Annotated in this window: 8 protein-coding genes; 2 read left to right on the top strand and 6 right to left on the bottom strand. The window is 64.2% G+C overall.

What is annotated here, in order from left to right; genetic code table 11:
* Positions 1–276: 276 nt before the first annotated feature.
* From GR138_RS00240 to GR138_RS00250, 3 genes are all read right to left on the bottom strand, one after another.
* Positions 277–960: an NAD(P)/FAD-dependent oxidoreductase gene (locus GR138_RS00240; RefSeq protein ID WP_160856615.1), complete on the bottom strand. Its 684-nt coding sequence runs from the start codon at positions 958–960 to the stop codon at positions 277–279.
* A 24-nt stretch (positions 961–984) separates the two neighbouring features.
* The gene (locus GR138_RS00245; protein WP_160856616.1) at positions 985–1,305 is read right to left on the bottom strand and encodes a 2Fe-2S iron-sulfur cluster-binding protein; all 321 of its coding nucleotides are present in this window, start codon (positions 1,303–1,305) and stop codon (positions 985–987) included.
* 200 nt (positions 1,306–1,505) lie between these two features.
* Complete coding sequence (locus GR138_RS00250; protein WP_160856617.1) at positions 1,506–1,874, bottom strand: Hpt domain-containing protein; 369 nt, start codon at positions 1,872–1,874, stop codon at positions 1,506–1,508.
* Positions 1,875–2,402: 528 nt separating this feature from the next.
* Here GR138_RS00250 and GR138_RS00255 point away from each other — a divergent pair.
* Positions 2,403–8,546: an apolipoprotein A-IV repeat region-like domain-containing protein gene (locus tag GR138_RS00255; protein ID WP_160856618.1), complete on the top strand. Its 6,144-nt coding sequence runs from the start codon at positions 2,403–2,405 to the stop codon at positions 8,544–8,546.
* Positions 8,547–8,766: 220 nt separating this feature from the next.
* Positions 8,767–9,738, top strand: coding sequence for a Tim44 domain-containing protein (locus tag GR138_RS00260; RefSeq protein WP_160857377.1), 972 nt, complete (start codon positions 8,767–8,769; stop codon positions 9,736–9,738).
* 117 nt (positions 9,739–9,855) lie between these two features.
* Here GR138_RS00260 and GR138_RS00265 read toward each other — a convergent pair whose 3' ends face one another.
* From GR138_RS00265 to GR138_RS00275, 3 genes are all read right to left on the bottom strand, one after another.
* Entirely contained in the window at positions 9,856–10,473 is a 618-nt protein-coding gene (locus GR138_RS00265) for an ABC-type transport auxiliary lipoprotein family protein (protein ID WP_202402458.1), read from the bottom strand.
* Between the two features lie 134 nt (positions 10,474–10,607).
* Positions 10,608–11,978, bottom strand: a complete 1,371-nt coding sequence (locus GR138_RS00270) for an MlaD family protein (protein ID WP_160856619.1) — start codon at positions 11,976–11,978, stop codon at positions 10,608–10,610.
* Positions 11,979–12,036: 58 nt separating this feature from the next.
* Positions 12,037–12,822: an ABC transporter ATP-binding protein gene (locus tag GR138_RS00275; RefSeq protein WP_160856620.1), complete on the bottom strand. Its 786-nt coding sequence runs from the start codon at positions 12,820–12,822 to the stop codon at positions 12,037–12,039.
* Between the last annotated feature and the right edge of the window lie 5 nt (positions 12,823–12,827).

The raw sequence follows: 12,827 nt of genomic DNA on the forward strand, positions 1-12,827 counted from the left end.
TCAGTGCTTTCGGACCGGCGCAAGGCCTGGGCCTTCTGTATCCATGAAATGACTGGTTAGTTTTAGCGATAGCGCAATTCCGCAAATCACCGTATCTTCATTTCAACAGTGAACGGGAAGAGGGTTTTTCCTTCCCGCAGTAGCATGAAACAGTTTGTAACAGGTTCTCCTGGCGCGTCCCATTGAAGCAGCAGGTGTCTCCTCCCTCTCCTGTTGCGATGCGCCCTACTGGCCTCGCTCGTCCTGATCGACCGGCGAGGCTCTTTTTTTCCCCATCTATTCTTTGGCGGAACTTGCGCCTTCAATTCTCTTCTTCAGGCGTGAAGACGAGGTCGTGTATTCCAGCGTCGAGCGTCCGCCCGGTAAGCAGATGCGTCGCACCGCCTGCGTCATCAGCGCCACCTCGTGAAAGCCGGACAGGATAAGCCGCAGCTTCCCCGGATAATGGCAGGCATCACCGATGGCGAAGACACCCGGCTGCGATGTCTCGAAACGCTCCGGATCCACGATGAAGGCATCGCCCGAGCGTTCCAGCGGCCAGGCCGGCGCCGGGCCGGCCTCCAGCGACGGTTCCCCCGCACCGGGCACGAAGGTGCCAAGACCGGTGGCGACGACCACGACCCTGGCACCAAGCGACGCACCGTCGTTCAAAGCGACCTGAAAGCGCCCATCCGGCTGCTGCGCGAAACCGACAACGGTTGATGCAAACTGAAACCGGGGCGAAAAAGGCGCGATCTGCGCAAGCAGGCGATCGGTCAGCTCCAGCCCGTCGATCTTCGGGAAACCCGGCACGTCATAGATCGGCTTGTCTGGATACAGTACGGCGCACTGGCCGCCGGCGCGGTCGAGGCTATCGACCAGCGTGCATGTCAGCCCGTACAGCCCGAGCTGGAAGACGGCGAAAAGCGCGACGGGGCCGGCGCCGACCACAACCACATCGGTATCGGCGGCGAGCTCCATTCAACGCTCCGAAAAAGGATGATGTCAGGCCTGACGTTCCGGCACGTGAACCACGAGCCCGTCGAGCGCATCCGACATCTTGATCTGACAGGAAAGCCGCGAGGTCGGGCGGACGTCATAGGCGAAGTCCAGCATGTCCTCTTCCATCGCTTCCGGCGGGCCGACCGTCGCGCTCCAGGCATCGTCGACATAGACGTGGCAGGTCGCGCAGGCACAGGCACCGCCGCATTCCGCCTCGATGCCGGGCACGGAATTGCGCACGGCGTTTTCCATGACCGTGGAGCCGTTGGCGACATCCAGTTCGTGGCGTGTGCCATCGAAGGCGACGATGGTGAGTTTGCTCATGATGGGTTCCGGATCCTCAAGGCTGCCCGGAGCGGGCGAATGGCTGGCCGGCGGAGGGACGATACCGCCGGCTTTCGGCGGACGTTTCCAACAAAACCCATCCCCAGTCAACATCGCCCGCCCGCCCGGCTCTTCACTGGTCCGGGCGCGGCATCGGCTTTTCCCGCCGCGCCAGTCGATTGGCGGCGGGCCTGCGACGATCAGCGGCAGAGCTTGAGGATGAAGTTTTCCGCCTCGACGACGGCCGCAGTCACGCTGGCAAGGGCAATGGCATTGGCGGGGTTCTGCTCCAGCGCCTCGGCTGCCTTGCTGACGGCCGTGGCGCCGACGGATTGGGCCGAGCCCTTCAGCCGATGCGCGACGGCCGCGCGGGCAGCCCCTTCAGAGCCTACGATTTCCTTCATGCTTTCACGGGCCTGCCGCGCAAACATCTGCAGCACTTCCAGTTCCAGCGCCTTGTCGCCCATGGTCTGGCGGGCAAGGTGTATCAGATCGATCGGTCGTCCATTTGAGGGACACATGCCGCCTGCATTGTCGGGCGCCTCGAATGCGATGTTGAGCGCTGCCATTTGCCAATATCCTTATATACGCTACGTACGCTTGTTTCATTGTGATGCACGCAGATGCCGATGCGGGCCCGGTGTTTTCACCACGCTTCCGCAAGGACATGGGACAGCCATTCTGCGTCGCCGGCGCGCCTATCCGATTAAAAGACGGCGCAAAATGGGCATGAATCGCAAACTATGGTTAACGGCTGAAAATTCGCCATTTTCGCAAGTTTTCCATTGCGATACAGATTCGCCGAATCTTAACTTCCTGTTAAGTTTCGGGCGAAGGGAGATGGCAATGAATTGTGTGATACAGGCTAATGTGTCACTACGATACGACCGGATAATCCCGGTGGATAAACCGTGGGCGGAGTACACCATTTCGTCCTTCGGGGTTATCGAGCGAATTTGAAATGAACGGGGGCCTGGACGCTGCTTGCCATGAGGGTATGCAGCAAGACCGGCCACCAACCGGACGGTTCGAATGCGCCTGAGCAGCGGCAGCGCGCATGAAGCCCAATCCTGGACATGGTAACGAGGCGTATCCGCATGGCGACGAACAAGTCTATCGAGTCGATCGACGAAAAGGCCTTCCAGGCGCTCGAAGAAGCACTGAAAATCGACTTTGACGATCTCACGCCCGAGACACCTTCGAAGCAGGACGCTTCGGAGACCCATGCGTCTGAGCCAGCAAGCCGCACCGCGAACAAGATCCAGGACAAGACTGCAAGCCGCCCCACATCGGGCGAGACAGCGCGCAACCTGAGCCCCGAGCCCGCCCCGAAGGCACCGGCCTTCACCCCCGCCAATGACGGCTCGCGCAAGACGCCTGCTGCCATCCTGAAATCGCTCGACGTACGCTCGGGCCGCGCACCGATCCGCATGGCGGTCCTCGCCTCCATCCTCTGGGTCATCGGCGGCATTGGCGTCGCGAACCTGCTTTATGCACCGCAGATCTGGCAGATCCGGTCCATCGCCGATCTCGTGGCGCTGCCCGGCGCCATTGGCATGGTCGTCGCCATCGTCATGCCGATCATGCTGTTCTTCGCTTTCGCGATCATGATCGCGCGTGCCCACGAACTGCGCAACGCCGCCCGCTCGATGGCCGAAGTTGCCCTGCGCCTCTCCGATCCGGAAACGGTCGCATCCGACCGCATCATGTCGGTCGGCCAGGCCGTTCGCCGCGAAGTGTCGGCGATGAACGAAGGCATCGAGCGCACGATCGCCCGCGCGACCGAGCTCGAAACCCTCGTTCATTCCGAGGTCAACGCGCTCGAACGCAGCTATTCCGACAATGAAATGCGCGTGCGCACGCTTGTGCAGGAACTCGGCTCGGAACGCGAGGCGATCGTCAGCCACGCCGAGCGTGTCCGCTCCTCGATTTCCGGTGCGCACGAACAGCTCAAGGACGAGCTGGCGAGCGCCGGCGAGAGCATCACGCAGCGCCTTGCCACCTCGGGTGAGGCTTTCGCCTCCATGCTCGACACCCGCGCGGCGATGCTGATGGAAAAATCCGACAGCGCCACGCAGACGATCGGCGCCATGCTGTCGGCCCGCACGGACAGCCTGCTGTCGACGCTCAGCTCGTCAGGCCTCGCTCTCGCCAATGAATTCGACACCCGCCTCGACCAGCTCACCAAGAACCTCGATTCGCGCGGTCGCGATCTGCTTCAGCAGTTCGAAACCCGCGCAAGCTCGCTCGATACCAACACGGAAAAGCTGAACGCCGCGCTCAACGACCGCGCCAAGCAGCTCAACGAGACGCTGATCGCCCGCACCCGCGAGATCAGCGAAAGCCTGTCCGTTGGTCAGCACGCCGTCACCAGCGGGCTCGATCATGTCATCCAGTCGATGAACGCCGCGCTTGACGAAAAGGGCGCGCAGTTCCGCCAAAGCCTGAAGAACGCAGCCGACGACACCGTCATGGATCTCGACCTGCGCACGGGCTTCTTCGACGAGCGCATGCAGGCGACGGTCGGCCAGATCGCCGGCTCCTTCGACCAGCGCGTGGAAGAATTCACCCAGGCGTTCGACCAGCGTGCCGGTTCACTCGATTCCAAGCTGATGGAGAGCCTTGCCCGCATCAACGAGACGGTGGCAAGCGGCCGCGACTCGATCGATGGCATCCTGACCTCCAGCATCGAGCGTCTCGACAACACGCTGACCGACCAGTCCTTCGCGCTCGCCACCAGCCTCGGCACCAGCCAGGAGCTGTTCGAGAGCGCCGTCACCGGCCATGCCGACGCGATCAGCAATGCGGCAAGCAGCGCCCATGAGCGCATGACGTCCATTCTCTCGGAAAAGTCCTCGACGCTTCTCGGCGGTCTCGCCGACGTCCAGAACCGCATCGAAAGCGGTTTTGGCGTCCGCGCCGATGCGCTGGCTGAGAGCATTTCGGGCAGCGAACGCCGCCTGACGGAAGCGCTCGATTCCCGCGGCACGGCCATCGCCACCGATATCGAATCCGCACAGGCGCGCATGGAAGAGGCGCTTGGCGCCCGCAGCCAGGCCTTGGTCGAAAGCATCTCCGGCAGCGAACGCCGCCTGACGCAGGCGCTGGATTCCCGCGGTGCGACGATCGCCGACGATATCCAGGCCGCACAGGCCCGCATGGAAGAGACGCTCGGCGCGCGCGCCGACGAGATCACCTCGACGATTGCCGCAAGCCACAACCGCATCGACAGCGCGCTGTCCGAACGCACCGCGGCCCTGTCGTCGATGCTGAACGAGACCGGCAGCCAGTTGGAACAGTCGGTCGGCTCGGCCGCGAACCGCGTCGAGACCGCGCTGACTGGCGCTGCCCGCCAGATCGACGAAGTCATCACCGGCCGCACGGCAAACCTCGCCTCGGTGCTCTCCAACAGCGCCGGCTCCATGCAGTCGGCCATCGACACCGCAGCGGACCGTGTCGAAAACGTGCTTACCGAAGGCAGCCAGCAGCTCGGTGGCGTCCTGCACGGTCAGGCCACGGAATTCGCCGATGCGTTCTCCGGCCGCGCCGCCGAGATCGCCGAAGCCCTGTCCGGCCGCGCCTCGGAACTCGCCGGCTCGCTCGTCTCCACCCACGAGCAGATCCGCGCCACGCTCGACGACCGCATCAACGCCATCAACCTGGCGATCACCGACGGCCGCAACCAGCTGACCGAAACGCTCAACGATCAGGCGACCAATATCGGCACGTCGATCGCCACCAGCGCCGGCATGCTGGAATTGACGCTGGAGCAGCATGAAGAAACGCTGCGCCGCACGATCGACGGCAGTGCTGCCCTGCTCGACCACCGCGTGCGGGAAAGCGCCGGTGCCGTGGCCGAACGTCTCGGCGAGACCACCTCCAAGATCGCCGAGGCTGCCAATGCCTTCGGCGCACGCATGGAACAGACGGTCGACAGTGTTGCGACCCGCTTCGACACGACGGGCAGCAAGCTCGAAGAAAACCTCGGCAAGCTGGAAGCCCGCATCGAACACAGTGTCGAGAACGTTTCCGGTATCGTCGACACCGCCGCCGCCCGCATCTCCGACACCCTGGCCGACCGGCTTGCCGACCTTGATCGCGTAGGCAGCGACGTGTCGCTGCGCGTCTCCGACGCCCTCTCCCGCCCGATCGCCGAAGTCGACCGTATCGGTGACGAGACGACGGCCCGTATCGCTGCAACGCTTGCCGGCCGTGTCGGCGACATCGAGCGTGTCAGCGCGGATGCGGCCGAACGTATCGAAGGCGCGCTTTCCGGCCGCGTCTCGGATATCGAGCGCGTCAGCACCAGCGCCGCGGACCGCATCGAGGGCGCCCTCTCCGGCCGCCTCGACGATATCGAGCGGGTGACGGGCGAAGCCGCCCAGCGCATCGATGGTACGCTCGCCGAACGCGCCACGCAGATCGAACGCATTGCCAGCGAGGCTGCCGAACGCATCGACGGCACGCTCGCCAAGCGCGCCGGCCAGATCGCCCGTGTTACCGGTGAAGCCGCAGAACGCATCGACGGCACCCTCACGGAGCATGCCGGCCAGATTACCCGCATCTCCGGCGAAGCCGCTGAGCGTATCGGTGGCACCCTCTCGGAGCACGCCGGCCAGTTCGCCCGTATCTCCGGCGAAGCCGCGGAACGCATCGACACCACCCTTACCGAACACGCGAGCCACATCACCCGCGTCACCGGTGAGGCCGCAGACCGCATCGATGGAACGCTTGTCAGCCGGGCCAGCGATATCGAGCGCATTTCCGGCGAAGCCGCCGACCGCATCGCCACGACCATCGACGAGAAGACCGGTCGCATCGAGGAACGCCTCGGCACCATGGACCGGGCGCTCACCATCGGCCTCGACAGCGTCAACCGCACCATCGACGGCAAGGCTGCCGGGCTCGCCCAGACGCTGCGCGATGCCGTCACGCAGGCCGCCCAGGACATGGACGCCGAAGCAATCCGCTCGGCCCAGTCGCTCGCCAAGACCGGCGAGGAATTCGCCCATCTCAGCGCGTCGCTCCGGGGCGCCGTTTCCCGTGCGGCACAGGACATGGGTGCGGAAGCCCAGCGTACCGCCGACAACATCGCCCGCACCGGCGAGGAGTTCGCCGATAACCTGTCCGCCCGCAACGAAGCCTTTGCCCGCGCCGTCGAGGAAACCACCACCTCCGCCGTCGCCCGCTTCGCGGAAACGGAAGACCGTATTGCCAACCAGGCGCAGTCGCTGCGCGCGGGCCTGGGCGATGTCGAAAAGGCTCTGGAAACGCGTGGCGCCTCCATCCGCTCGACGCTCGACGATCGTACCCGCGAACTCAACTCCATGCTGGCCAGCCGCACGGAGGAACTGTCGCGCCTGATCAACGAGGAAGCCCGCCCGGTCATCGACGACTATGCGGCTGCCGGACGCGAAGCTGCCGAGCGCATCAGCGGCGTCGCCCGCGAAAGCGCCGATCGCCTGCGCAACGAGAACGCGGCATTGATCAATGCGATCTCGGCCCGCACCTCCGATACGCTCGCTGCAATCTCCGCCCGCACGGAAGAAGCCGCTGGCTCGATGCGCGCAATCGAAGACGGCCTTCAGGCAAATGTCGAAAGCCTGATCGCTCGCCTTTCGGAAAGCAACGGTGCAATCTCCGGCCTGGTCGATGCCGCCAGCCAGACGCTCGGCGCCATCGACGGGCGCCTGACGAACACGGCCGAACGCTTCAATGCCTCCGCCGAGCGCGCCTCCGACATGGTCTCCACTACGTCTCGCCTGCTGGAAGGCAAGGTCGATCGCCTCTCCGATATTTCGGCCGGCACGCTCTCGCAGATCGGCGGCATCGTCGGGCGCTTCGAGGATCATTCGAAGATCCTGTCCCAGGCCTCCGACCTGCTCGCCGCCGCCCAGTCGAACCTCGTCTCGACGCTGGAAGAGCGCCAGGATGCGCTGCGCTCGCTGTCCATCGGCCTGGTGCAGCGTTCGGAAGAGATCGAGAAGACGATGCAGTCGCTTGAAGGCATGGTCGAGGGCGCCTTCGGCCGCGCCGAAGAGCGCGCGAACCTGATCGCCGGCAATCTGCGCGGCGGCATCCAGACCTCGTTCGCGGAAGTCGGCCGCATCCTCGGTGAGACTGAAAAGCGCGCCGAATCCGCCGCGAACACGCTGCGCGACTCTCTGGTCAAGGCCGGTGAAGAAGCGGGCCAGTCCGTCGAAGGCGCCTTCGTACGCGCCGAGGAGCGGACGAAGGAAGTGGCAAACCGCCTGCGCGGTAGCGTCGGCGCCTCGCTCTCCGATGTCGATCGCCTGCTTACCGAATCCGGCAAGAAGTCCGAGACCGCCACGGCCGTCATGCGTGATGCGATGCGCGAAGCGGTCGAGGAAGCCGTCGGAAAGTTCTCCGGGGCGACCGAGGAGATCCGTCGCGCCGCCACCGAAATCCGCAAGGAACTCGACCAGACCCGCGGCGAACTGAAGCGCGGTGCCTTCGACCTTCCGGAAGAAGCCAAGGAAAACGCCGCCCAGATGCGCCGCGCCGTCAGCGAGCAGATCAAGGCCCTGCAGGATCTGTCCGACATCATCGGCAAGTCCTCCTCTGCGCTGGAAGTCTCCCGCCCGGCCGTGCAGGCAACCGTTGTCCAGCAGCCGGTGCAGCAGGCCCGCGTAGAGCCTGTCCGCGAAGAAGCGACGCCGCCGCTGCGTGGCAGCCTCGGCCTGGAGCGCGCGGCAACAGCAACTGTGCCGCAGCGCGCACAGCCCGTGCCCGCCGAAGCCGACAGCAAGGCGGCCGGCGAAGGCGGCTGGATGCGCGACCTCCTGCGCGGCGCCGTCTCGCGTGAGGAAGCCCAATTCGCCCAGCCGCGCGGCGACGGCCAGGCAGCCCGCCCGGCCGACAACCGCAATCCGCGTCACGTCGTCGAATCGCTGAACTCGCTCTCGGTCGATATCGCCCGCGCCATCGATCACGATGCTTCCGTCGACCTGTGGCGGCGCTATCAGCGCGGCGAGCGCGACGTCTTCACCCGCCGCCTCTACACGCTGAAGGGCCAGCAGACGTTTGACGAGATCAAGCGCAAGTACGAACGCGAGCCGGAATTCCGGACCGCCGTCGACCGCTACATTTCGGACTTCGAAAAGCTGCTCGCCGACGTTGCCCGCAACGACCGCGACAAGGCGATGACGCAGACCTACCTCACCTCGGATACCGGCAAGGTCTACACCATGCTGGCCCATGCCGCGGGCCGCTTCAGCTAAGCGGACCTGAAATCGAACAGAAGACGGCCGCCGACGAGGCGGCCGTTTTGTTTATGGGTTTGCCAGCGAACCGCGCCGTTGCGGGGCCAATCCCGCCGGGACGTGGCGCACATTGTCCCACTTTCCTCTTTTCCACGACGCAAACCTTATAATCCGCCCCCTCACCCTCTATATGCGGTTCGATATGCCGGAACGCGCATGGGAGAGAGTGAAGAAAATGATGTTGATACAGGGATTTGGACGCGGGCTGGCAATGCTGGCAATGGCGCTGATGGTGATGATGACGCTGGTGGACGTGGCCGAAGCCCGCCGCGCCGGCAGTGGTTTCGGCAGCCGGGGAACCCGCACCTTCTCCACGCCGTCGACCACCCGCACCTCGCCGACCGACGCCCAGCCGATCGACCGTACGATGACGCGCCAGCAGTCGGCTCAGCCTTCCGCAGGCCGCAACACCACTGCCACCAATCCGCGTCCGGGAATGTTCAGCGGCTTCGGCGGCAGGCTTCTCGGCGGCCTGATGCTCGGCGGCCTCGTCGGCATGCTGCTCGGCTCCGGTCTCGGCGGCGGTATCGGCTTCCTCGGCCTGATCCTGCAGGTCCTGCTGATCGCCGGCGCCTTCCTGTTCCTGCGCCGCATGTTCGCGCAGAGAAACGCGCCCGCCTATGCCGGCGCCGGCGCCCAGCGCAACGTCCATCCGCAGAATGGTGGTCCGGGCTTCGAAATCCCGCGCATCGGCGGCGGCAGCCGGCAGGCTGCGCCGCAGCCAAAGGCCGGTGACGAGATCGGCGTCAAGCAGGCCGATCTCGAGCAGTTCGAAAGCATGCTCAGGGAAGTGCAGGCAGCCTATGCGGCGGAAGATTTTGCGACGCTGCGCCAGATCACCACGCCGGAGGCCATGTCCTATCTCGCAGAAGAGATCGGCGACAACGCCACGCAGGGCCTGCGCAACGACGTGCGCGACATTCACCTCGTGCAGGGTGACGTCGCCGAGGCCTGGCGCGAGGGTGCCGACGAATACGCCACCGTCGCCATGCGCTACGAAAGCATCGACGTGATGCGCGACCGTGCCACCGGCCAGGTCGTTTCCGGCGACCCGGACAATCTCACGGAAGCCGTCGAAATCTGGACCTTCGTGCGCCGAGACGGCGGCCAATGGAAGGTTTCGGCCATCCAGGGCGTACAGAACGCCTGATACGACAAGGCCGTGCGCTGCAACAGCGGCGCACGGCCTTAGAGCATTTCCAGCCGAAGCGGCATGGCTTCGGCGTAGAACAATGCAGCTAAAACAAAAAACCTGAGCTTTGCTTGATCAGATCGAGCTCAGCGTCCAGCCGACGATATCGGCCGTGACGGCGGCAAAGGCCGCATCCAGCCCCTTCACAAATGCCGTACTGCCGGATCCATTCACCGGCACCGTCGCGCGAAACACCTTTTGCGCCCGCACCGTGCCATTGCGGTCGTTCAGCAGCTTTGCGGAAATTTCCACCACGGCCGTATTTCCGCCGGAGGTCTGCACCTCGAAGGAACGGATGTCGGTGGCGATCTGGTAGTCGATCGCCAGCCCCTCACCCGGTCGTCCCACGCCGCCGACGCGCCCGGTATTCTCGAACGCTTGAACCAGCTTGGCCTGAACCATCTTGCTCAGGCTGTCGCTCCATTGCGCCTGGGCGAGATACTGAATCTCCGAAGGCGACGGACGGATGACGATCTGTTCGCTGTCGAGCGCCTTCAGCGCCGAGGGTTGCGGCACAAGGATCTGCCGGTTCTTGGCAGACGGTCCTTCGACGGACGCCACGGTCGACAGGCTGAACGTGTCATTCTTCGCCTGCGTGCTCCCGCATGCGGCAAGCGTTGCTGCCAGGACGGCAATGAACGCGGCACGCGCCGCAGTCCCGTTCCGCAACAACTCCATACCCGATACCGTCATGTCGTCCTCAAACCCTTGTGCCCAGATGTGTAGCAGCGGCATGGCATGCTGTCACGGTTGCAGGATCGGACAAAGTCACGTCCGCCCATCAGCCGTTAACCATTGTGGAGATAGGGCCACACTTCCCGGCGCAATCAGCGGCGGGTGCGGCCGTCATACTGCTTGACCGTGTCGCCGCCGAACAGCAGACGTTGCGGATTGCGCTCGAAACCGGAGATCGCACTGTCGAGATTCTGGATCGTGCGGCGGGTATCGAGCACCAAGGCCTCGACATCCCGCAGGCCGGAGCCGGAGAATCGCTGAATCCCGTCGGCAATCGGTCCGATTCGGCCATTCAGCGTGTCGGCCGCTTGCTTGATCGATTGCAGCGTCGCCTTGGCCTCGGCGAACAGCGATTCGGAATCGCCCTCACCCAGGAAGCCATCGAGCTTTGCCAGTACGCCATCGACCCGCGACGACGCAGCGTTCAGCTTGTTGCTCATCTGCTGCACGTCGGTGATGATCTGGTCGATATCCTCTTTGCGCTGGCCGATGCGATCGGCAACGCCGGTGACGGAGGCAATCGCCTTGCGCGCATCCGCCGTCGCCACGGAAATGTTGTCGATCGCTCCGCCCACCTTCTGCGTATCGACGGCCGCGACAAGGCTGTCCACCTTGTCGAGCGTTGCCGTTGCCCGCTTGCCGAAAGTGTCGAACGTCTCGGCTGTCTTGCGAAAGCCCTCGACGGTCGTCTTGATGTCGCCCGAGGCTGCAGCGATGTCCTTGCTGACCTTGTCGACATTGCCGACGAAATCCTCGACCTTCTTCGGATCGACCGCCTTGATGAGATCATCGACTGACGCGAGCACCGTGTCCAGGCGGCTCGACAGATTCGTGAAGGTCTCAGACAGGCCGCCGACGCTTTGCAGGAATTCGTCGATTTTCTCGCCGTTGCGGGCAAGCGAACCGGAAAACTGATCGGCGTTGCGGATCGTGTTGGTGAGCGGGCCGCGGGCGTCGGCGACAAAGCCCTGGATATCGGTGATCGCCGTGTCGGCCCGCTTCAAAATCTTGTCGGCGGTGGAAAGGATGTTCGTCACGCTGGACTGCTCGGCCTGAAGCACGGCCGGCGTTTCGGTATCGAAGGCCTGGCGCAGGATGTTCTGGTCGGCCGCCGTGCCACCGGAGAGCTCGATATAGGCAGCCCCTGTCAGGCCCTGCACTTCCAGTACCGCCTTGGTGGACTGCTTGACCGGAGCGGAGGTCGAAACCTCCGTCATGGCGACGGAGAAGAGCGGATCCTTGGCGTCAATGGCAAGGCTGCGCACCGAGCCAACGGGGATGCCGTTGAAGCGCACCGGCGAGCCGACGGAAAGGCCGTTCGCCGAACCGGGAATGCGGATGGCAAGCTGCGCCATCTCGCCGCCGCGGCCATATTGCGACATCCAGTAGACGAAGGCGAAGGCGGCGGCCATGACCAGCACGGTGAAGAAACCGACGAGGGCGTAATTGGCTTTCGTTTCCATGCTTCAGGCTATCCTGCTCGCAGTTCCATCCGCCGGGACCAAAAAGGCCCGGTGCTCCTTATGTCTTCCGCACGATCGACCGTGCACGCTTGCCCCGGAAATAGGACTGCACCCACGAATCGTCAAAGGCCAGCATGTCCTCGATCGTGCCTTCAACCAGAACCTTCTTCTGCCCGAGAACGGCGATGCGGTCGCATACCGAAAACAGGCTGTCGAGGTCGTGAGTCACCATATACACGGTCAGTCCAAGGGTGTCGCGCAGTTTGGCGATCAACTCATCGAATTCGGCCGCACCGATAGGGTCGAGACCCGAGGTCGGTTCGTCGAGGAAGACCAGCGCCGGATCCAGCGCCAGCGCGCGGGCCAGCGCCGCACGCTTGATCATGCCGCCCGAAAGTTCTGACGGAAACTTGTCCGCCGCTTCCGGCGCGAGGCCCACAAGCTCGATCTTCAGGCGGGCCAGTTCGTCCATCATCGCTTGCGGCAGGTCGAGATACTCGCGCATCGGCACCTGGATGTTTTCCTTGACCGTCAGCGCCGAAAACAGCGCGCCGTGCTGGAAAAGCACGCCGAGCTTCATGTCGAGCGCCAGGCGCTGCGCCTCGGTCGCCTTGTCGAAATCCGTGTCGAAGATGCGGATCGTGCCGGAGCGGCGCGACAGAAGCCGCAGCACCGTGCGCATCAGCACCGACTTGCCGGTGCCCGACGCGCCGACGAAGCCGAGGATCTCGCCGCGATAGATATCGAGGTTGAGCTTGTCGAGCACGATGTTGCTGCCGAAGCCGACGGTCAGATCCTTGACCGAGAGCACCACATTATCCTGTTTTGCCGAAGTCGAATCCATGAATG

Origin of the sequence: Shinella kummerowiae (assembly GCF_009827055.1) — a bacterium.
In the GTDB taxonomy this organism is placed as follows: domain Bacteria; phylum Pseudomonadota; class Alphaproteobacteria; order Rhizobiales; family Rhizobiaceae; genus Shinella; species Shinella kummerowiae.

Coding starts and splice junctions, on each gene's coding strand:
- GR138_RS00240 (WP_160856615.1), bottom strand. CDS start 960: ATGGAGCTCGCCGCCGATACCGATGTGGTTGTGGTCGGCGCCGGCCCC.
- GR138_RS00245 (WP_160856616.1), bottom strand. CDS start 1,305: ATGAGCAAACTCACCATCGTCGCCTTCGATGGCACACGCCACGAACTG.
- GR138_RS00250 (WP_160856617.1), bottom strand. CDS start 1,874: ATGGCAGCGCTCAACATCGCATTCGAGGCGCCCGACAATGCAGGCGGC.
- GR138_RS00255 (WP_160856618.1), top strand. CDS start 2,403: ATGGCGACGAACAAGTCTATCGAGTCGATCGACGAAAAGGCCTTCCAG.
- GR138_RS00260 (WP_160857377.1), top strand. CDS start 8,767: ATGTTGATACAGGGATTTGGACGCGGGCTGGCAATGCTGGCAATGGCG.
- GR138_RS00265 (WP_202402458.1), bottom strand. CDS start 10,473: ATGACGGTATCGGGTATGGAGTTGTTGCGGAACGGGACTGCGGCGCGT.
- GR138_RS00270 (WP_160856619.1), bottom strand. CDS start 11,978: ATGGAAACGAAAGCCAATTACGCCCTCGTCGGTTTCTTCACCGTGCTG.
- GR138_RS00275 (WP_160856620.1), bottom strand. CDS start 12,822: ATGGATTCGACTTCGGCAAAACAGGATAATGTGGTGCTCTCGGTCAAG.